We start from the raw sequence: 21510 nt of genomic DNA on the forward strand, positions 1-21510 counted from the left end.
CTCCCGTTTTGTCTTCTGAACCCTGTGCAATCGAACGTTGTCGACTAGGCTCTACTCACCGTTAGAGAGTCTTGAAGCTCGCCCACAGAACCCGGAAGAGGTGCGCCATGAGTCAGCTGCTCGAACCCTATACCCTGCGTCAATTGACCCTGCTCAACCGCATTGCGGTCTCGCCGATGTGCCAATACTCCAGCGACGATGGCCTGGCCAATGACTGGCACCTGGTGCACCTCGGCAGCCGTGCCGTCGGTGGCGCCGGGCTGATTTTCACCGAAGCCACCGCCGTGGCCGCCGAAGGCCGTATCACCGCCCAGGACCTGGGCCTGTGGAACGACCAGCAGATCGAACCGTTGCAACGCATCACGCGTTTTATCGCCGCCCAGGGCGCGGTGGCGGGTATTCAACTGGCCCATGCCGGGCGCAAGGCCAGTACCCATCGGCCGTGGATCGGCAAGCATGGCAGCGTCAAGCCTGAGGACGGCGGCTGGGTGCCGGTAGGCCCATCGCCGATTGCCTTCGACCCGCAACACACCCCACCCAAACCGCTGGATGAAGGGCAGATCCGGCAAGTGATCGCCGACTTTGTCGCCGCCGCCAAGCGTGCATTGACGGCGGGTTTCGAGGTGGTGGAGATCCACGCGGCGCACGGTTACCTGTTGCACCAATTTCTGTCGCCCCTCAGTAACCAGCGTCAGGACCGGTACGGCGGCTCCTTCGAGAACCGCATCCGCCTGGTGCTTGAAGTGACCCAGGCCGTGCGCGACGTCTGGCCCCAGGAGTTGCCGCTGTTCGTGCGGGTGTCAGCCACCGACTGGGTGGAAGATGGCTGGAACCCCGATGAAACCGTGGAGCTCGCGCGCCGCCTCAAAGACCTGGGGGTGGACTTGATCGACGTGTCCTCCGGTGGCACCGCCGCCAATGCCGAGATCCCCACCGGCCCTGGCTACCAGACGCGCTTCGCCGAGCGTGTGCGCAAGGAGTCGGGCATCGCCACCGGCACCGTCGGCATGATCACCGAACCGGCCCAGGCCGAGCACATCCTGCGCACTTGCCAGGCCGATATCATCTTCCTGGCGCGCGAACTGCTGCGCGATCCTTACTGGCCGTTGCATGCCGACGATGATCTGGGCGGGCGCAAGGCGATCTGGCCGGCGCAGTATCAGCGAGCGACCCATCGGGACCAGCCGATTCATGAGTCTGACTTGAGGGATTGACCCTTCAGCGGTTGCGTCGAAACCCACCCTGGCCCGGTGGGTTTTTTTATGTGCGCGAGTAGGATTGGGTTGTAGGTATTTGTTACCGAAGTAATTTTTTAAGTGAATACTCTAAAAAAATCCCACACGTAACGAGATTGTTTCTACGCTTAAGGTAAGTCTGATTTCTGGCCCAGGGAGTCAGTCGGTTTGCTCGTGGCGACCTTGCGTTTCACGGGAGGCGGGTAATGGGTACCGGGAGTATTTGATCGATATCAGGAGAAGCAGTCCATGGCCAAGTCCTATGGTGTAGCGGGTGTGGTGGTGTCTTTTCTGGGCCGCAGGCTGCCCTTGCGCGGCCGCAGGTTGAGTTCGGACGAAGCCGAATTGCTGGCGCAGTACCGCACCCTGACCGAAAACGATCAGGTGGCGATGCGTTACCTGATTGGGGCGATGAAGAGTGTGTCGCGGTTTTGACGGCGCAGCTCACCTCATGAAGGGGTTTGAGTCATCAGGAAAATCCGGATCGTCCGAAAAGTCTGGCTCGTCGAAGAAATCAAATTCGTCAAAGGCGGATAACAGATCGTCTTCCATGGCGGCGCGTTCTGCCTTGAGCCAGCGTTTCAGCCCTTTCGGACTGTCTATCTCAACCAGCACCTGTTCCAGGTCGCGCAGTTGATACTCAAGCTCCTTGAGCGCCAGGTTTACCTGCGATGCGCTGTTCGCCACTGTCACCGGGGTAAAAGGATCGAGATCGAATAGCCGGGCAAAATCAAAGGCGACTGCGCTGACTTCAACGACCAGCCCGTCGTATTGCTCGCTGAGCACTCGGTTGTAGTGCTTCAGTCGTTCATCCGACATTGTTTGCAGGGCTACCGGGTCAAGGTGTTCGGCCTCCAGCTGCAGTTCCAGCAGTTCCAGCAGGTTGCGCTCGGCGTAGGCTTTATTGGCGCGCTGCATCAATGTCGTCTTGCGTTGACGTTCGGCCTCGTCGGTCTCGCGGTCGGGATGCAGTGCGCTGGCAAGTTTGCGATAGACCGCGCGCAATGACTGGCTGGCTTGGTGTGCCTGCTCCTGATCTTTCTTTTCGCGGGCCGTGGCGTCTCGTTCCGGCTGCCCGGACTGTGTTTTGTTCTGCTCCTCCAGGCGTTCCTGCAGGTGCAATGCCAGTTCCTCGGGCGAACCGAAATCGAAGTCATCGCCGAGCTTAATGTCATAGGCCTGCTCCATGGCCTCCTTTAAGATCAGGTTTTCCCGGCGCTCATCGTCATCGAAGTCTGCGCCACTGTGTTTGTTGTAGAGCGCTTTCATCTGCTCGCGATTGGTGTCATCCATCAACGAGGTCGCCAACTCACAGATAACGGTCTGCAAGGTCTGGCGATCGACTTTTGCCAGTTTGAGCCGATCACCGGCGTGGTCCAGTGCGTTCAATAGCGAAAGCTGACGCTCGGCATACTGAACGTGCAAGGGCTTGAACTCTGCATGCCAGCGTTGTTGGTACCTGGGCATGGCCGTATCCCAGGCCAGCAGCGTTTGGCGTTGCTTGTCGATTTTTTTCAACAGGCTATTGAATTTGCGTTGGGCAGAAGACAGTTTCGGCTTGTTTTTCGCCGAGATAGTGAGCTGCGAAGTGTTCGATTTAGTAGGCATCATCTCGCCACTCATTTAATTTCAATGGGTTGAAAAGGCTACCATCCCTTAAGTCTGCGTCTATACACCGATGGATGAAATGAACCCATAGCGAGTCAGATCGCTCCCAAACGAGGGAGCGACCTGACGGATGCGCATCAGCTGTACTTGCGCAGCGCCGGTGCCGGCGGGAAGTACTGATACAGCCAGGTTTCACTGAGGGTGCGGTCCTGGGTGCGGATGAACAGGCGCAGTTCCACCGGTTCGACGCTGTCGCTGGTCGGGTACCAATCGAACAGGATGCGGTAGCCCTTGATGTTGTCCAGCACCAGCACGCTGAAGTCTTTCACTTCACCGTGGGAACAGGTCACCACCGGCTCGATCCCGGTGCCGGCGGGCAGGCGATCCAGGCCACCGCCTTTGAAGTCCACGGCGAAACGGCGCGCCCACACGTCCGGGTAATGCTCGCCCGGCGCCCAGCCTTCGGTGAAGCCGCCCATGCCTGAGCGGGTCGCGTCGACTTGCGCCAACGGTGTGCTCACCGGCGGCAAGGCGCTCCAGTACAGCTTGTAGCCGTAGTTGAGCGAGTCGCCGGCCGCCACCGGTTTTTTCGGGGTCCAGAAGGCCACGATATTGTCCAGGGTTTCGCCCGTTGTCGGAATTTCCAGCAGGTCGATCGAGCCTTCGCCCCAGGCGGTGGTCGGTTCCACCCACAGGCTTGGGCGCTTGCTGTACCAGTCGACGGTGTCCTGGTAGCTGGCGAACTCGTGGTCGGTTTGCACCAGGCCGAAGCCTTTCGGGTCGGTGTCGGCGAAGGCGTTGAATTGCAACTTGGCCGGGTTGTTCAGCGGGCGGCAGATCCACTCGCCATTACCGCGCCACATCGCCAGGCGGTCCGAGTCATGAATTTGCGGGTGGATGGTGTCGCACATCCGACGCTCATGGGTGCCGCAGCTGAACATGCTGGTCATCGCTGCGATGCCCAGTTGTTCGATGCTGGTACGCGCATTGATATGCGCGTCGATGGCCATCACCACCTGGTTGGCCTGGCAGTCGATATCGAAGCGATAGGCGCCGGTGGCGCTCGGCGAATCGAGCAGGGCATAGACCACAAAACGCGTGGCGTCCTTGTCCGGGGTTTCGAACCAGAATTGCGTGAAATCGGGGAACTCTTCGCGTTTTTTCGCGTAGGTATCGATGGCCAGACCCCGTGCCGACAGGCCGTATTGGCCGGTGGAGTCCACCGCGCGGAAGTAGCTGGCGCCGAGGAATGACAACACGTCGTGACGGTCCAGTTCCGGTGCCTTGAACAGCTTGAAGCCGGAGAAACCCAAGTCGCCGGTCAGCTGTTTGGTGTCGACGGTGGTTTTTTCATAGTTGAACAGCGAAGGGCGAAAATGCACCTCACGCGCTTCGCGGGTCTTGGGATCGACGCTGTGCATGCGCACCGGCGTCTTGAAGCCCATGCCGACGTGGAAGAATTGCACGTCCAATTGGCCGTTCAGTTCTTTCCACAGCGAATGCTTGCCGTCGTAGCCGATGGCGTTGAAATTTTGCGGGGTCATGGTCGCCAGGGTCGGCGGCAGCACCTGTTTGGTGTCTTTGTACGCGGTCCCGGCGAGCTGCTTGGCCTGGGCCTTCAGCGTGTCGAAGTCGAATGCCACGGCCTTGCCGTCGGCGGCGCGGTTACCCGCCCAAGCCTGCGCGGCCAGCAGGCCGCTGGCCGATAAACCGGTGTAAGCCGCAATGGCCATGGACGCTTTGAGCAAATTCCTGCGGTGCATAGAGACAACCTGTCGTGAGCAAATCCCGCGCCGTTCCTGGCACGTGCTGGATCAGAAATTACGGTTCGGACATGCCTTCGGCCAAACGCAACGGACATTAAACAGACGCCGGATAGCTTAAGCGGTTCGATGGGGAAGGAAAATTGATTGATGGCGGGGTGATGGCAGCGCATATGAAACAAGACGTTTCCGAGCCGGTGAGTGGAACACCCTACTCAGAAATTGTGACGATCAAAATGGGGGAGGGACTTGCTCCCTCCCCCAGTGGGTTCAGTGCTTGAACATCACGTGGCGAACGGTGGTGTAGTCCTCCAGCCCATACATGGACATGTCCTTGCCATACCCCGACAGTTTCTGACCGCCATGGGGCATTTCGCTGACAAGCATGAAGTGGGTATTCACCCAGGTGCAGCCGTACTGCAAACGTGCGGCCAGGCGATGAGCGCGGCCGACATCGGCGGTCCATACCGACGACGCCAGGCCGTAGTCCGAATCGTTGGCCCAGCCCAGCACTTGGGCTTCATCGGTGAACCGGGTCACCGACACCACCGGCCCGAACACTTCGCGGCGTACGATCTCGTCGTCCTGCTGCGCATCGGCCAATACCGTCGGCTCAAAGAAGAACCCATTGCCTTCCACAACCTTGCCACCGGTGACCAGGCGGATATGTGGCTGCGCCACGGCCCGTTCGACAAACCCGACCACACGGTCACGGTGTTGCGCAGTGATCAGCGGGCCCATTTCGGTGGCCGGATCATCCTGCAAACCGTACTTGATGCTCGCCACCGCGGCACCGAGCTTCTCGACAAAGGCATCGTAGATAGACGCCTGGGCATAAATGCGGCAGGCGGCGGTGCAGTCCTGGCCGGCGTTGTAGAAACCGAAGGTGCGGATGCCTTCCACGGCGGCGTCGATGTCCGCGTCATCGAAGATGATCACCGGGGCCTTTCCACCCAGCTCCATGTGCATGCGCTTCACGCTGTCGGCGGTGCTGGAAATGATATTCGCGCCGGTGGCGATGGAGCCGGTCAGCGACACCATGCGCACTTTAGGGTGAGTTACCAGCGGGCTGCCCACGCTCGGGCCGCGGCCGAAGACCAGGTTAAGTACGCCGGCCGGGAAAATCTGCGACGCCAGTTCGACCATGCGCAGCGCCGTCAACGGGGTTTGTTCCGACGGCTTGAGCACCACGGTATTACCAGCCGCCAGCGCCGGGGCGATTTTCCAGGCGACCATCATCAGCGGGTAGTTCCACGGTGCGATAGAGGCGATCACCCCCACCGGGTCACGACGGATCATCGACGTATGGCCCGGCAGGTATTCACCGCCCGCTGAGCCGCTCATGCAGCGGCTGGCGCCGGCAAAAAAGCGGAACACATCGGCAATCGCCGGGATTTCGTCGTTCAAGGCGGCGCTGTAGGGCTTGCCGCAATTGTCCGACTCCAGCTTGGCCAGCTCGGCACCGTGGGCTTCGATTGCGTCCGCCAGTTTAAGCAGCAGCAATGAACGGTCCTTCGGCGCGGTTTGCGACCAGCTTTCAAAGGCCGCATCGGCGGCACGCACGGCGGCGTCGACCTGGGCTTCGCTGGCTTCATGGATTTCCACCAGCACGCGGCCCAATGACGGGTTGAAGATGGCCTGGGCCGGGCCTTCGCCTTGTACCAGTTGGCCGTTGATCAGCAGTTTGGTTTGCATGGTTCAGTCCTCCAAAAAACGAGTGTTATTCCACATTTGAACCGCATTCTTTCAGTGGCCAAGTTATTTACCGCCACTACCGGCCACGCTTTCCCCGCCACGCGTCAGGTAATAGGCCCCCAGAATCGGGACCATCGTTACCAGCATCACCAGCATCGCCACCACGTTGGTCACCGGTACATCCCGTGGGCGGCTGAGCTGGTTGAGCAGCCATAGCGGCAACGTGCGCTCGTGGCCGGCGGTGAAGGTGGTGACGATGATTTCGTCGAACGACAGTGCAAAGGCGAGCATGCCGCCGGCCAGCAGCGCCGAGCCCAGGTTGGGCATGATGATGTAGCGAAACGTCTGCCAGCCGTCGGCACCCAGGTCCATCGAGGCTTCGATCAGGCTGTGGGAGGTGCGGCGCAAACGCGCGATGACGTTGTTGTAGACGATCACCACGCAGAACGTTGCGTGGCCGACGATGATGGTGAACATCCCAGGTTCGATGCCCAGCGTCTTGAAGGTCGCCAGCAAGGCGATGCCGGTGATGATCCCCGGCAACGCAATCGGCAGGATCAGCATCAGCGACACGCCTTGCTTGCCGAAGAACTCGCGGCGATACAGCGCCGCCGAGGCCAGCGTGCCGAGCACCATGGCAATCAGCGTGGCAATGGCGGCGATCTGCAGCGACAGCTTGATCGCTTCCAGCACGTCAGGCCGGGCGAAGGCCACACTGAACCACTTCAGGGTCAAGCCCTGGGGCGGAAAGCTGAACGCCGCTTCTTCGGTGTTGAAGGCGTAGAGGAAGATGATCAGGATCGGGAAGTGCAGAAACACCAGGCCGCCCCAGGCGGCGATCCTCAAGCCTAATGTTGATTTCTCAGAGTGCATCGAAGGCCCCCAGGCGTTTGACGATGGACAGGTACACCGCGATCAGCACGATGGGCACCAGGGTGAACGCCGCGGCCATGGGCATATTGCCGATGGCGCCTTGCTGGGCGTAGACCATGCCGCCGACAAAATAGCCCGGCGGGCCTACCAGTTGCGGCACGATGAAGTCGCCGAGGGTCAGCGAGAAAGTGAAGATGGAACCTGCGGCAATCCCCGGCACCGACAGCGGCAGAATCACCTGCATGAAGGTCTGGCGTGGCTTGGCACCCAAGTCAGCGGACGCCTGCAGCAGCGACGGCGGCAGACGCTCCAGCGATGCCTGGATCGGCAGGATCATGAACGGCAGCCAGATATAGACGAACACCATGAAGCGCCCCAGGTGCGAGGTGCTCAAGGTGCTGCCGCCCACGCCGGGAATGCCCAGCACAAACTGCAGCACCGGCTCCAGGCCCAGGTGTTGCACGAACCATTGCGCCACGCCGCCCTTGGCCAACAACAAGGTCCAGGCATATGCCTTGACGATGTAGCTGGCCCACATCGGCATCATCACGGCGATATAGAAAAACGCCTTGGTCTTGCCCGTGGTGTAGCGCGCCATGTAGTAGGCGATGGGGAAGGCCACGATGGCACTGGCGATCGACACCACGATCGCCATGCTCAAGGTGCGCAGGATGATGTCGAAGTTCGACGGCTGGAATAGCGCGGCGAAGTTGGCCAGGGTCAGGTCCGGTGTGACCGCCATGGTGAAGTCGTCGAACGTGTAGAAGCCTTGCCACAACAGGGTCAGCAACGAACCCAGATAGATCGCGCCGAACCAGATCAACGGCGGTATCAGCAACATCGCCAGGTAGAGGTTGGGCTTGCGGTAGAGCAGGTTGGAAAGCCTGCGCATCGCCGGTTGTCGAGAAACGGCCAGGCTCATGTCACACCTCGCCTGCGCTGTCGGCCAGCGGGGTCATGGCTTCCCGTGCCCAGCGGGCGGTGATGGCCTGGCCGACCTGATAGCCGCTGCTGGTGTCCAGCCATTGGTTGTTGGCCTGGCTGATGTTCAGGGCCTGGCCGTTTTCCAGGGTCAGTTCGTAGCGTGTGGCGCTGCCCTGGTATTGGATATCGTGCAGCAAACCGCTGACTTCCACCTCGCCGGTCCCCAGCGGGCCGTCGGCAAACCGCACGTGTTCCGGGCGGATCGAGAATGCTTGCGCACTGCCGCTCAGACGCTGGGCCAGTTCGCCGCGGATCACATTGGAGGTGCCGACGAACTCGGCCACGAACGCAGTCGCCGGTTTCATGTACAGGTTGCGCGGGGTGTCGACCTGTTCGATGCGGCCCTTGTTGAACACCGCCACGCGGTCGGACATCGACAGCGCTTCGGTCTGGTCGTGGGTCACGAAAATAAAGGTGATACCGAGCTGGCGTTGCAGCTTTTTCAGCTCGCTTTGCATTTGTTCACGCAGCTTGAGGTCGAGGGCGCCCAATGGTTCGTCGAGCAGCAATACGCGGGGGCGATTGACCAGGGCGCGCGCCAGGGCCACCCGTTGGCGTTGGCCGCCGGAGAGCTGTACCGGCTTGCGCTCGCCGTAGCCGCCGAGGGCGACCATGGCCAGGGTTTCTTCGGCACGCTTCAGGCGCTCGGCCTTGGCCACCCCCTTGACCTTGAGACCATAGGCAACGTTGTCGCGCACGTTCATGTGAGGGAACAGCGCGTAATCCTGGAAGACGGTGTTGACGTCGCGCTGATAGGGCGGCAAGCCGGCCGCTTCCTCGCCATGAATACGGATCGAGCCTGCGCTCGGCTGCTCGAAGCCTGCAATCAGGCGCAGGCAAGTGGTCTTGCCCGAGCCCGACGGGCCGAGCATGGAAAAGAACTCGCCGTCCTGAATATCGATGGAAACCCGGTCAACCGCCTTTACTTCGCCGAACTGACGGGAGACATGGGTGAATTGGACTGCAAGCGTCATGGTGCGGTGCTCCGAAAAGGCGCGGACCGTCGCAGCGGCCCGGCCTGGACTTCTGAAAAAAAACGACAGATCTGTGAGTGCGGTCGGTGTGGGAAGGAGCAAGCCCCTCCCACAGGGGACCTGTGTTGTCTGAAGAGCCTCAGCGCCCACCCATGATCGCAATGTAATCCTGGGTCCAGCGGCTGTACGGCACGAACTTGCCGCCTTCGGCCTGCGGGGTTTTCCAGAAGGCGATCTTGTCGAACTGGTCGAAGCCGTTGGTCTTGCAGCCTTCGGCGCCGAGCAGTTCGCTCGCTTTACACGCCGCAGGCACCGCCGGCAGCGAGCCGAACCAGGCGGCCACATCGCCCTGGACCTTGGGTTGCAGCGACCAGTCCATCCACTTGTAGGCGCAGTTCGGATGTTTGGCCTCGCTGTGCAACATGGTGGTGTCGGCCCAGCCGGTGGCGCCTTCTTTCGGGATGGTCGACGCAATCGGCTGCTTCTCGTTTTGCAGGCCGTTGACCTGATAAGGCCAAGCGCTGGAGGCCACCACGCCTTCGTTCTTGAAGTCACTCATTTGTACGGTGGTGTCGTGCCAGTAGCGGTGAATCAGCGGTTGCTGGGCGCGCAACACGTCGAGCACCGCCTTGTACTGGGTTTCGGTCAGCTCATACGGGCTCTGGATACCCAGCTCCGGTTGGGTGCTCTTGAGGTACAACGCCGCATCGGCCATGTAGATCGGGCCGTCATAGGCCTGCACGCGACCTTTGTTCGGCTTGCCGTCCGGCAGGTTCTGCGCCTTGAACAGCACATCCCAACTGGTGGGCGCCGACTTGAACACGTTGGTGTTGTACATCAAGACGTTCGGGCCCCACTGGTACGGGGTACCGTAGGTTTGCTGGCCGACCACGTACCACGGCGCATCCTTGAGGCGCGGGTCGATGTTTTTCCAATTGGCGAGCAACGCGGTATTGATCGGCTGCACCCGTTTACCGGCGATCAAGCGCAGCGAAGCATCGCCCGACGCGGTGACCAGGTCGTAACCGCCCTTGGCCATCAGGCTGACCATTTCGTCAGACGTCGCAGCGGTTTTCACATTGACCTTGCAGCCGGTTTCCTTCTCGAAGCCGGTGACCCAATCGTAGGCCTTGTCGCTTTCGCCGCGTTCGATATAACCGGGCCAGGCGACGATATCCAACTGGCCTTCACCGGCGCCAACCGCCTTGAGCGGTTCGGCGGCCTGAATACTGACGCTGGCCAGCAGCGCGGTGGTCAAGGCGCTGAGCAATGCTGTCTTGTGCGCGGACATGGGGTTCCCTCTTCTTTAATTATGGTCGGGGCAGTGGGTGAAGCCGTGACGCATGAGCTTAGTTGTTGTTTTAAAGATGCTGGCCGTGGCGGGCCATGATGTGGCGTACCACGCTGTAGTCCTGTAGCGAATCGCTCGAAAGATCTTTCCCATACCCCGAGCGCTTCAAGCCGCCGTGGGGCATCTCGCTGACCAGCATGAAATGACTGTTGATCCAGGTGCAGCCGTATTGCAGGCGCGCCGCCACCTGCATGGCCTTGTCCAGGTTCTGCGTCCACACCGACGAGGCCAGGCCGTATTCGGAGTCGTTGGCCCAGTCCACCGCCTGTTCCAGCTCGTCGAAGCGCGTCACCGTCACCACCGGGCCGAACACCTCGCGCTGCACGATTTCATCGTTCTGTTTACAGCCGGCCAGCAGCGTCGGCTGGTAATAGAAACCGGCGCCGGAATGCACGGCGGCTCCGGTGATTCGTTCGATATGCGGCTGGCCGAGGGCGCGTTCGACAAAGCTGGCCACGCGGTCGCGCTGGCGCGTACTGATCAGCGGGCCGAGTTCGTTATCGGCATCACGCTTGCCGGCAAAACGCAGGCTGCCGACCGCCGCGCCCAGCTCGGCGACCAATCTGTCGTGGATACCGGCCTGGGCGTAGATACGGCACGCGGCGGTGCAATCCTGGCCGGCGTTGTAGTAACCGTAGGCACGCACGCCCTCGACCACCGCCTGCAGGTCGGCGTCGTTGCACACGATCACCGGCGCTTTGCCGCCCAGTTCCAGGTGCGTGCGTTTGAGGGTCTTGGCGGCGGCCTGGAGGATTTTCTGTCCGGTGACGATATCGCCGGTCAGCGAGACCATGCGCACTTTCGGGTGGCTGACCAGATGGCTGCCGACCCCGTCGCCACCGCCGCACAGGATGTTGATTACTCCACGCGGTAACAAATCCTTCAGCACGGGCGCCAAGGCGAGAATCGACAGCGGTGTGTGTTCCGATGGTTTAAACACCAACGTATTGCCGGCCGCCAGCGCCGGGGCGATCTTCCAGGCGGCCATCATCAGCGGGTAATTCCACGGGGCGATGGACGCTACCACGCCAATCGGGTCGCGACGCACCATGCTGGTGTAGCCCGGCAGGTATTCGCCGCTGAGCTGGCCGGTCTGGCAGCGCACGGCACCGGCGAAGAAGCGGAACACATCGACGGTGGCGTTCAAGTCATCCTGGCGCGCCAGGTGCAACGGCTTGCCGCAGTTCAGCGATTCCAGGCGGGCCAGGTAGTCGGCCTGTTTTTCGATAGCATCGGCGATGCCCAGCAACAGGATTGAACGTTGTTGCGGTGTGGTTCGCGACCAACCGGCAAACGCACGGTGGGCGGCGAGGATCGCGGCTTCGACCTGCTCGCTGCTGGCTTCGGCGATCTGGGTGAGTACCTCGCCCGTGGCGGGGTTGAGGATCGGCTCGACAAACCCCTGACCCTGGACCAGTTCGCCGTCGATCAGCAACGCAGTGAGCAGCGGGGTGGGCGCGCCGGACATTTTTCGCGATCTCTTTTCTTGTGCGGTCATGGGCGTTCTCTTACAAGGCACCTGACCTTCTCTTAGGGGATGAGCAGAGACTAGAGGTCGGGCGCGAGGTCAACAAATACTAAATACTGAATGCAGCATTCGATTAAATAGATGGCTTGCGTGGGTGCGGCTGTTCGCGGGCCACGGTGAGGAACGGGTCCACCAGTGCAGGCCGAGCAGTGCCCCGGCGCCAGGCCAGGCCTACATCGAGGGTCTGGCTGAGGTCGGCAATCGTGCGTGCCTCGATGATGTCGCCCTCCAACGACCAGGGCCGGTAGGTCATGTCCGGCTGGATCGACACGCCCAGGCCTGCGGCGACCAGGCTGCGTACGGCTTCCGTCGATGCCGTACGCAACGTGACGCGTGGTTGCAGCCCGGCGCTGGTCCACAGGCGCTGGGCGTTGTGGCCCATTTCGTCGACGTTCAACTGGATCAACGGCTCACGCGCCACATCGGCGAGGTTGATGCTGTCGTGCTCCAGCAATGGGTGTTGCGCCGGCAGCCACAGGCGGTGGGGCGAGTGGGTGAGGACTTCGGTCTGCAAGGCGTGGCGGTCTTCCAGGTTGGAAAGGATCAGCACGCCCACGTCGATCTCGCCGCTGACCAGCAAATGCTCGATATACGGACGCTCATCCTCCATCACGCGGATTTCCACATTGGGGTAGGCGCGCTGGAAGCGGGTGAGCAGGTCGGCCAGGTAATAGCCGGCCACCAGGCTGGTCACGCCGATGATCAACTGCCCGGCGACTTGGTCGGTGCTCTGTTGCAGGCTGCGCTTGGCGTTGTCGACCGTGGCGAGGATCAGGTGCGCCTGGCGCAGGAACTGGTGGCCCTGGTGGGTCAGGGTCATGCCCTTGGCGTGGCGGTTGAACAGGTTGACGCCGATTTCCTGCTCCAGTTGCTGGATCGCCAGGGTCAGGGTCGACTGGGAAATGAACGCCGTTTGCGCGGCGGCCGAGATCGAGCCGGTCTCGGCCACAGCGATAAAGTGCCGGATTTGACGCAAGGTCATCATGCTGGAATTACCAGTGAGGTATTTTTATCGATGTGTTCGAGTGTATATCGATTTAAGCGAAGGGCCGTTGCAAGCTTCAAGCTGCAAGCGTTGCGTTACATCTGGAAGCACTCTAGATCGAGGCTTTTTGGCACTTAGTTTTACGCTGGGGGCCTATTGGTCCTATGAACACACGTGTCTGGAGGCGTTTATGAACACCCGTGGATTGCTCGATCAATTGCTCAAGTCCGGCCAGGACATGTTGCAAAACAAGGCCGGCGGCCAGCGCAAACAGGATGATAAAGGTGCCCTGGGCGGCCTGCTCGGCGGCGGCGGACTGGGCAGCCTGCTCGGCGGTGCAGGCGGCGGCGCGCTGGCGGCCGGCGCCATGGGCCTGTTGCTGGGCAACAAAAAGGCGCGCAAATTCGGCGGCAAGGCCCTGACCTACGGCGGTTTGGCCGCATTGGGCGTCATCGCCTACAAAGCCTATGGCAACTGGCAGGCCAACCAGGCCAATGCACCTCAGGGCGAGCCGCAGACCATCGACCGCCTGCCGCCGGCCCAGGTCGAGCAACACAGCCAGGGCATCCTCAAGGCGCTGGTCGCGGCAGCCAAGGCCGACGGCCATGTGGATGAGCGTGAGCGCGAGCTGATCGAAGGCGAGTTCACCAAGCTGGACAACGACAACGACAACGAACTGCAGAGCTGGCTGCACGCCGAACTGAACAAACCCCTGGACCCGGCCGACGTGGCGCGGGCGGCCGGCACCCCGGAAATGGCCGCCGAGATGTATATCGCCAGCGTGATGTTGGTGGACGAAGAGAACTTCATGGAAAAGGCCTATCTGGACGAATTGGCCCGCCAACTGAAGATCGAGCCCGGCTTGAAGCTGGAATTGGAAAAGCAGGTACGGCTTAACCAATAGTAGGTGCGGTTGTACGCAAATCCCAATGTGGGAGGGGGCTTGCTCCCGATAGCGGTGGGTCAGTCACCAGATTTAGTGACTGACACGCCCTTATCGGGAGCAAGCCCCCTCCCACAGGTATTTCCTGCACTCAGCCGGTGCTCCATCAAAACCCGTTAATACGACCTTGTGCTCGGCTATACTCCTCCCCATTTGAATGGCCCTCCGAGGAATAACTGTGAAGAATTGGACCTTGCGCCAACGCATCCTGGCAAGTTTTGCGGTCATTATCGCCATCATGCTGTTAATGGTTGTGGTCTCCTATTCGCGGTTGCAGAAGATCGAATCCGGCCAGGAAGCGGTGCGTGACGACGCGGTACCGGGGGTTTATCTCAGCTCGATGATCCGCAGCGCCTGGGTCGACAGCTACCTTCAAACCATTGATATCATTGGCTTGCGTGAGGATAAAACCTTCACCGGCAGCGACAGGTCCGACTACAGCGCCTTCGAGTCGCGCATTGAACAGCAGATAGCCAACTATGAACGTACGGTCCATAGCCAGGCCGATCGAATGGAGTTCGATAACTTCAAGGCCGCTCACCTCAATTACAACAGAGTGCTCAAGCAGGTGATCGAGCGCATCGAGGCCAATGACCTGCCGGCCGCGCGCCAATTGCTGGAAGAAGAGTTGACGCCGATCTGGACCGAAGGCCGGATGAAGCTCAATGACATAATCACCGAAAACAAAGGTGTCTCCGATAACGCCACGGCCGCCATCGACGAGGCCGTCGCCTCGGCCAAAATCAGCCTGTTCGTGTCCCTGGCCGTGGCCATTCTGGCTGCCGGTCTGTGTGGCCTGCTGCTGATGCGCGCGATCATGGCGCCGATGCAGCGCATCGTCGAGATCCTCGACACCATGCGCACCGGTGACCTGAGCAAACGCCTGAACCTTGCGCGCAAGGACGAATTCGGCGCGGTGGAAACCGGCTTCAACGACATGATGACCGAACTCACAGCCCTGGTGTCCCAGGCCCAGCGTTCGTCAGTGCAGGTCACCACCTCGGTGACCGAGATTGCCGCCACGTCCAAGCAGCAACAGGCCACGGCCACGGAAACCGCTGCGACAACCACCGAAATCGGTGCCACATCGCGTGAAATCGCTGCCACGTCCAGGGACCTGGTGCGCACCATGACCGAAGTGTCCACCGCCGCCGACCAGGCGTCGGTGGCGGCCGGTTCCGGCCAGCAGGGCCTGGCGCGCATGGAAGAAACCATGCACTCGGTGATGGGTGCCGCCGACCTGGTCAACGCCAAGCTGGCGATCCTCAATGAGAAGGCCGGCAATATCAACCAGGTGGTGGTCACCATCGTCAAGGTCGCCGACCAGACCAACCTGTTGTCGCTCAACGCCGCGATCGAGGCCGAGAAGGCTGGTGAATATGGGCGCGGGTTCTCCGTGGTCGCCACCGAGGTGCGCCGCCTGGCCGACCAGACCGCCGTGGCCACCTACGACATCGAACAGATGGTCCGCGAGATCCAGTCGGCGGTGTCCGCCGGCGTGATGGGCATGGACAAGTTCTCCGAGGAAGTGCGCCGCGGCATGTTCGAAGTGCAACAGGTTGGCGAGCAACTGTCGCAGATCATTCATCAGGTGCAGGCACTGGCGCCGCGGGTATTGATGGTCAACGAAGGCATGCAGGCCCAGGCCACCGGCGCCGAGCAGATCAACCATGCCCTTGTGCAACTGGGCGATGCCAGCAGCCAGACCGTGGAGTCCCTGCGCCAGGCCAGCTTTGCGATTGATGAGCTGAGCCAGGTCGCGGTGGGCCTGCGCAGCGGCGTGTCGCGTTTCAAAGTCTGATGAGCGACTTCGCGGCTAAACGCGGCGCCGTCCCGGCAGTGAAAAAGGCATTGTTCCTGGTGTTTCATATCGGCAGCGAACGTTATGCCCTCAAGGCCACCGAAGTGGCCGAGGTGCTGCCGCGCCTGCCGCTCAAGCCGATTGCCCATGCGCCGCTGTGGGTCGCGGGCATCTTCGCCCATCGCGGTGCGTTGGTGCCGGTGATCGACCTCAGCGCCTTGACCTTCGGCACCCCGGCACAGGCCCGCACCAGCACGCGGCTGGTGCTGGTCAACTACCAGCCACAACCCTGGGTCGCGCCGCGCTCGCTGGGGCTGATCCTGGAACAGGCCACCGACACCCTGCGTTGCGAGCCGGGGCAGTTTCAGCCCTACGGCCTGGACAATCGCCAGGCGCCGTACCTGGGGCCAGTGCGCGAAGACGCGCTGGGCCTGATGCAGTGGATCGGCGTGAATGACCTGCTCACCGATGACGTGCGTGCCCTGCTGTTTTCTGCCGAGTTGAGCCTATGAGAGATGACCCGCGCTTTTTCGCCTTCTTGAAGGAACGCATCGGCCTGGACGTTGCGTCGGTCGGCGAGGCGATCATCGAGCGCGCGGTGCGCCAGCGCAGCCAGGCAGTGCTGGCGCAGACGGCGGATGAATACTGGCAGCACCTGCAGCGCTCCCATGATGAGCAACAAGCGCTGATCGAAGCGGTGATCGTCCCCGAGACCTGGTTTTTCCGGTATCCCGAATCCTTTGCCACCCTGGCCCGGTTGGCGGTGGCGCGGCTGGCCGAGATCAAGCAGATGCGCGCGCTGCGCATCCTCAGCCTGCCGTGCTCCACCGGCGAGGAACCCTATTCGATCGCCATGGCGTTGCTCGATGCCGGTTTGGAGCCGCACCAGTTCAAGGTGCAGGGCATGGACGTCAGCCCGCTGTCGGTGGAGCGCGCCCGACGTGGTGTGTATGGCAAGAACTCCTTTCGCGGTGGCGACCTGGCGTTTCGCGAGCGCCACTTTGTCGAGTACGGCGACGGTTTTCACCTCGCCGAACGCGTGCGCGAACAGGTGCGCCTGCAGGTCGGCAACCTGCTCGATCCGGCGCTGCTGGCGAACGAGTCGAGCTACGACTTCGTGTTCTGCCGCAACTTGTTGATCTACTTCGACCAGCCGACCCAACAGCAAGTGTTCGATGTGCTCAAGGGGCTGACCCACGTGGACGGGGTACTGTTTATCGGCCCTGCCGAGGGCAGCCTGCTGGGCCGCCATGGCATGCGTTCGATTGGGGTGCCGCAGTCATTTGCCTTCAGTCGGCATGCCGAACCGCCGAAACCTGAGCCGGTATTCGCGCCCCTGCCGATCACGCCGCGCCGCGCGCCGCCGATTCCCGCCAAGCCACGCCCCTTCAGTACGGTCAGCCCCCAAGGCGTGCCGACCACGTCGGCGCCGTCCGATGCAAGCGCGTTGCTCAGCCGTATCGCCACCCTGGCCAATGAAGGCAAAAGCGCCGAGGCCCGTACCGCCTGCGAGCAGTACCTGAACAGCCATCCTCCGGCCGCGCAGGTGTTTTACTGGCTGGGACTGCTCAGCGATGTGGCCGGCAGTGCTCTGGAAGCTCAGGGTTATTATCGAAAAGCCTTGTACCTCGAACCGCAGCATCCGCAGGCCCTGATGCACTTGGCCGCGTTGCTCCAATCCCAGGGTGACAGTGCGGGGGCGCGTCGTTTGCAGGCGCGGGCCGCACGTAGCGAACGAGCTGACAGTGAGTCCAAACGATGAATGACACCGGGGCGCTCGACACCGCCGGCCTCGACCTGACCCTGGCCGATACGCAAGCCATCGATGACTGCTGGAACCGTATCGGTATCCACGGTGACAGGTCGTGCCCGCTGTTGCTGGAGCATATCCACTGCCGTAATTGTTCGGTGTATTCCGCCGCCGCCACGCGCCTGCTCGACCGCTACGCGCTGCAGCAGGACGACCGTCGAGCGGTGGCGGCGGCCAAGGTCGACGAAGACATCGTCACCCGTTCACTGCTGATATTCCGTCTCGGCGAAGAATGGCTGGGCATTGCCACCCGTTGCCTGGTGGAAGTGGCACCGTTGCAACCGATCCATTCGCTGCCGCACCAACGTTCTCGTGCCCTGCTCGGTGTCGCGAATGTGCGTGGTGCACTGGTGGCGTGCCTGTCGCTGGCGGAGCTGCTGGGTCTGGACAGTACCGGCAACGGCGCCAGCGGTGGGCGCATCATGCCGCGCATGCTGATCATCGCCGCGCAGGACGGCCCGGTGGTGGTGCCGGTGGACGAAGTGGATGGCATCCACGCCATCGATGAGCGCACCTTGACGGCGGCGTCTGCGTCCGGCACCCAGGCCAGCGCGCGCTATACCCAAGGGGTGTTGCAGTGGAAAGGCCGCAGCCTGCGTTGGCTGGACGAGGCGCAATTGTTGTCTGCCGTGACCCGGAGCCTCACATGACCCCCGACCAGATGCGCGATGCCTCGTTGCTGGAGTTGTTCAGCCTGGAAGCCGATGCGCAGACCCAGGTACTCAGCGCAGGGCTGTTGGCGCTGGAGCGCAACCCGACCCAGGCCGATCAGCTTGAGGCCTGCATGCGTGCAGCGCATTCGCTCAAGGGCGCAGCGCGCATCGTGGGGGTGGATGCGGGCGTGAGCGTCGCTCATGTCATGGAGGACTGTCTGGTCAGCGCTCAGGAGCGCCGCCTGCACCTGCAACCCGAACACATCGATGCCTTGCTTCAAGGCACTGACCTGCTGATGCGCATCGCCACGCCGGGCAATGATGTGGGGCCGGCGGATATCCAGGCTTATGTGGCATTGATGGAGCGTCTGCTCGATCCGGCGCAGCTGACGGCCAGGATCGCACCGCCGCCCGTATCGGCGCCGCCTGCGCCCGCACCGCTCATCGAAGAACCGCCACCGGAATCCGAGCCCGCGCCACTGCTTGCCGGCGACCTGCCACGTACGAACAAACGCTTGACCGAAGGCGGCGAGCGCGTATTGCGCGTCACCGCCGAGCGCTTGAACAGCCTGCTGGACCTGTCGAGCAAATCCCTGGTGGAAACCCAGCGGCTCAAACCCTACCTGGCCAGTATGCAGCGTCTTAAACGTGTGCAAAGCCAGGGCGTGCGCGCCCTGGATACCCTCGATGGCCATCTCAGGACCCTGGATTTGAACCTCGAAGCCCAGGAAGCCCTGGCCGAAACGCGCCGTCTGCTGAGCGAGGCCCAGGCGCTGCTGGCGGAAAAAACCGTCGAGCTGGATGAGTTCGGCTGGCAGGCCGGGCAGCGCGCCCAGGTGCTTTACGACACCGCGTTGGCCTGTCGCATGCGGCCGTTCGCCGATGTGCTGGCCGGGCAGGTGCGCATGGTGCGCGACCTGGGCCGCAGCCTGGGTAAGCAGGTGCGCCTGGAGATCGAAGGCGAAAAGACCCAGGTCGACCGCGACGTGCTGGAAAAGCTCGAAGCGCCGCTTACCCATTTATTGCGCAATGCCGTCGACCACGGCATCGAAATGCCTGAACAACGCCTGCTGGCGGGCAAACCCGCTGAAGGGCTGATCCGCCTGCGCGCGTCGCACCAGGCCGGTTTGCTGGTGCTGGAGTTGAGCGACGACGGTAACGGCGTCGACCTGGAACGCTTGCGCGGCGCGGTTGTCGACCGGCATCTCTCTACCGTGGAAACGGCGTCGAGCTTGAGCGAAGAGGAACTGCTGACGTTCCTGTTCCTGCCCGGTTTCAGCCTGCGCGACAAAGTCACCGAGGTCTCCGGGCGCGGCGTCGGCCTGGATGCGGTCCAGCATATGGTGCGCCAGCTGCGCGGCGCGGTCGTGCTGGAGCAAAGAGCGGGGCAGGGCAGTCGTTTCCATCTGGAGGTGCCGCTGACCTTGTCGGTGGTGCGCAGCCTGGTGGTGGAGGTCGGCGAAGAAGCCTACGCGTTTCCGCTGGCGCACATCGAACGCATGTGTGACCTGGCCCCGGACGACATCGTGCAACTGGAAGGCCGCCAGCATTTCTGGCACGAGGGCCGGCATGTCGGCCTGGTCGCCGCCAGCCAGTTGTTGCAGCGTCCGGCGGGGCAGAGCCCTGCGGATACCTTGAAAGTGGTGGTGATCCGCGAGCGCGATGCGGTGTATGGGATTGCCGTGGAGCGCTTCATCGGCGAGCGTACGCTGGTGGTGCTGCCGCTGGATGACCGCCTGGGCAAGGTCCAGGATATTTCCGCGGGCGCCTTGCTGGACGACGGTTCGGTGGTGTTGATCGTCGATGTGGAAGACATGCTGCGTTCGGTGGATAAACTGCTCGACACCGGGCGTCTGGAACGCATTGCCCGGCGCAGCCAGCAGGCCGCCGAGGCACCGCGCAAGCGCGTGCTGGTGGTGGATGACTCGCTCACGGTACGTGAATTGCAACGTAAATTGCTGCTTAATCGCGGTTACGAAGTGGCCGTGGCGGTGGATGGCATGGACGGCTGGAACGCCTTGCGCTCCGAAGACTTCGACCTGCTGATCACAGACATTGATATGCCTCGCATGGACGGTATCGAATTGGTCACACTCTTGCGCCGTGATACTCGCCTGCAATCGCTGCCGGTGATGGTGGTGTCGTATAAAGACCGTGAAGAAGACCGCCGCCGTGGGCTCGATGCCGGTGCCGATTACTATCTGGCCAAAGCCAGTTTCCACGACGATGCCTTGCTGGACGCCGTGGTGGAGCTGATCGGGAGCGCGCGGGCATGAGGATAGCCATCGTCAATGACATGCCCCTGGCGGTTGAGGCATTGCGCCGCGCCCTGGGTTTCGAGCCCGCGCACCAGGTGGTCTGGGTGGCCGGCAATGGCCTGGAGGCGGTGCAGCGCTGCGCCGAGCTGACGCCGGACCTGATCCTGATGGACCTGATCATGCCGGTGATGGACGGCGTGGAGGCCACGCGGCAGATCATGGCCGAGACGCCGTGCGCGATCCTGCTGGTGACCGTCGACCGTCAGGCCAACATGGGCCGGGTGTTCGAAGCCATGGGCCATGGTGCCCTGGATGTGGTGGACACCCCGGCGCTTGGCGTCGGCAACCCCAGGGATGCCGCGGCGCCGTTGCTGCGCAAGATCCTCAATATCGGTTGGTTGATTGGCCAGCGCGGCAGCCGGGTACGCGCCGAAGCCGCCGCACCGCGCATCAGCGGCCAGCGCCAGAGCCTGGTGGCCATCGGCTCCTCGGCCGGCGGCCCGGCGGCGCTGGAAATCCTGCTCAAGGGCCTGCCCCGGGATTTCCCCGCCGCCATTGTGCTGGTGCAGCATGTCGACCAGGTATTCGCCGCCGGCATGGCCGAGTGGCTGAGCAGCGCCTCCGGCCTGCCGGTGCGCCTGGCCCGCGAAGGCGAGCCGCCGCAACGCGGCGTGGTGCTGCTGGCCGGTACCAACCATCACATTCGTTTATTGAAAAATGGCACGTTGGCCTATACGGCAGAGCCGGTGAACGAGATTTACCGGCCGTCGATCGACGTGTTTTTTGAAAGCGTGGCCAGCCACTGGAATGGCGATGCCGTCGGCGTACTGCTGACCGGTATGGGCCGCGACGGGGCCCAGGGCCTCAAGTTACTGCGTGAACAAGGTTATTTGACCATCGCCCAGGATCAGCAAAGCTCGGCGGTGTACGGAATGCCCAAAGCGGCGGCGGCAATCGATGCCGCTGTTGAAATTCGCCCACTTGACAGAATTGCGCCCCGATTGCTGGAGGTCTTTGCACAATGAACATGACCTTCCGCGGGTGCTGGC

18 protein-coding genes are annotated in these 21510 nt (G+C 62.1%); 9 read left to right on the forward strand and 9 right to left on the reverse strand.

Annotation, left to right across the window (positions count from 1 at the left end; all coding sequences use genetic code 11):
• Positions 1 to 107: 107 nt before the first annotated feature.
• Positions 108 to 1214, forward strand: a complete 1107-nt coding sequence (locus tag PSH66_RS06560) for an NADH:flavin oxidoreductase/NADH oxidase (protein ID WP_003172187.1) — start codon at positions 108 to 110, stop codon at positions 1212 to 1214.
• Between the two features lie 270 nt (positions 1215 to 1484).
• Positions 1485 to 1670, forward strand: coding sequence for a hypothetical protein (locus tag PSH66_RS06565; RefSeq protein WP_003172188.1), 186 nt, complete (start codon positions 1485 to 1487; stop codon positions 1668 to 1670).
• A 9-nt stretch (positions 1671 to 1679) separates the two neighbouring features.
• Here the strand turns inward: PSH66_RS06565 and PSH66_RS06570 are convergent, their stop codons facing one another.
• The 9 genes from PSH66_RS06570 to PSH66_RS06610 form a co-directional block, all read right to left on the reverse strand.
• Positions 1680 to 2858, reverse strand: coding sequence for a J domain-containing protein (locus PSH66_RS06570; protein WP_305428599.1), 1179 nt, complete (start codon positions 2856 to 2858; stop codon positions 1680 to 1682).
• 122 nt (positions 2859 to 2980) lie between these two features.
• Positions 2981 to 4606 (reverse strand): glucan biosynthesis protein D, encoded by a 1626-nt coding sequence (locus tag PSH66_RS06575; protein WP_141064293.1) that lies wholly within the window; start codon positions 4604 to 4606, stop codon positions 2981 to 2983.
• Positions 4607 to 4876: 270 nt separating this feature from the next.
• Positions 4877 to 6301, reverse strand: coding sequence for a gamma-aminobutyraldehyde dehydrogenase (locus PSH66_RS06580; protein ID WP_003172192.1), 1425 nt, complete (start codon positions 6299 to 6301; stop codon positions 4877 to 4879).
• A 63-nt stretch (positions 6302 to 6364) separates the two neighbouring features.
• Entirely contained in the window at positions 6365 to 7174 is an 810-nt protein-coding gene (locus tag PSH66_RS06585) for an ABC transporter permease (RefSeq protein WP_003172193.1), read from the reverse strand.
• Entirely contained in the window at positions 7164 to 8096 is a 933-nt protein-coding gene (locus PSH66_RS06590; protein ID WP_078823475.1) for an ABC transporter permease, read from the reverse strand. The genes PSH66_RS06585 and PSH66_RS06590 overlap by 11 nt, the downstream gene beginning before the upstream one ends.
• 1 nt (position 8097) lies before the next feature.
• Entirely contained in the window at positions 8098 to 9132 is a 1035-nt protein-coding gene (locus PSH66_RS06595; RefSeq protein WP_078823476.1) for an ABC transporter ATP-binding protein, read from the reverse strand.
• Between the two features lie 139 nt (positions 9133 to 9271).
• Positions 9272 to 10423: a putative ABC transporter substrate-binding protein YdcS gene (gene ydcS, locus PSH66_RS06600; RefSeq protein WP_305428600.1), complete on the reverse strand. Its 1152-nt coding sequence runs from the start codon at positions 10421 to 10423 to the stop codon at positions 9272 to 9274.
• 70 nt (positions 10424 to 10493) lie between these two features.
• Complete coding sequence (locus PSH66_RS06605; RefSeq protein ID WP_042944284.1) at positions 10494 to 11951, reverse strand: gamma-aminobutyraldehyde dehydrogenase; 1458 nt, start codon at positions 11949 to 11951, stop codon at positions 10494 to 10496.
• A 133-nt stretch (positions 11952 to 12084) separates the two neighbouring features.
• Entirely contained in the window at positions 12085 to 12996 is a 912-nt protein-coding gene (locus PSH66_RS06610) for a LysR family transcriptional regulator (protein ID WP_003172200.1), read from the reverse strand.
• 190 nt (positions 12997 to 13186) lie between these two features.
• On the opposite strand from PSH66_RS06610, the gene PSH66_RS06615 reads away from it, so the two are divergent.
• The 7 genes from PSH66_RS06615 (at position 13187) to PSH66_RS06645 (ending at position 21486) form a co-directional block, all read left to right on the forward strand.
• Positions 13187 to 13900, forward strand: a complete 714-nt coding sequence (locus PSH66_RS06615) for a tellurite resistance TerB family protein (protein ID WP_305428601.1) — start codon at positions 13187 to 13189, stop codon at positions 13898 to 13900.
• 217 nt (positions 13901 to 14117) lie between these two features.
• Entirely contained in the window at positions 14118 to 15740 is a 1623-nt protein-coding gene (locus PSH66_RS06620; protein ID WP_003172202.1) for a methyl-accepting chemotaxis protein, read from the forward strand.
• Complete coding sequence (locus PSH66_RS06625) at positions 15740 to 16252, forward strand: chemotaxis protein CheW (RefSeq protein WP_003172203.1); 513 nt, start codon at positions 15740 to 15742, stop codon at positions 16250 to 16252. The genes PSH66_RS06620 and PSH66_RS06625 overlap by 1 nt, the downstream gene beginning before the upstream one ends.
• Entirely contained in the window at positions 16249 to 17502 is a 1254-nt protein-coding gene (locus PSH66_RS06630; RefSeq protein WP_003172204.1) for a protein-glutamate O-methyltransferase CheR, read from the forward strand. Before PSH66_RS06625 ends, PSH66_RS06630 begins: the two co-directional genes overlap by 4 nt.
• Positions 17499 to 18200, forward strand: a complete 702-nt coding sequence (locus tag PSH66_RS06635) for a chemotaxis protein CheW (protein ID WP_305428602.1) — start codon at positions 17499 to 17501, stop codon at positions 18198 to 18200. The genes PSH66_RS06630 and PSH66_RS06635 overlap by 4 nt, the downstream gene beginning before the upstream one ends.
• On the forward strand, positions 18197 to 20479 hold the full coding sequence (locus PSH66_RS06640; RefSeq protein WP_003172206.1) for a hybrid sensor histidine kinase/response regulator: 2283 nt from the start codon (positions 18197 to 18199) through the stop codon (positions 20477 to 20479). The genes PSH66_RS06635 and PSH66_RS06640 overlap by 4 nt, the downstream gene beginning before the upstream one ends.
• Positions 20476 to 21486 carry a chemotaxis response regulator protein-glutamate methylesterase gene (locus tag PSH66_RS06645; protein ID WP_078823486.1) on the forward strand — a complete coding sequence of 337 codons (1011 nt, stop codon included), beginning with the start codon at positions 20476 to 20478 and terminating at the stop codon, positions 21484 to 21486. Before PSH66_RS06640 ends, PSH66_RS06645 begins: the two co-directional genes overlap by 4 nt.
• The last annotated feature ends 24 nt before the right edge of the window (positions 21487 to 21510 follow it).

The organism is Pseudomonas sp. FP597 (assembly GCF_030687435.1).
GTDB lineage: Bacteria > Pseudomonadota > Gammaproteobacteria > Pseudomonadales > Pseudomonadaceae > Aquipseudomonas > Aquipseudomonas lactucae.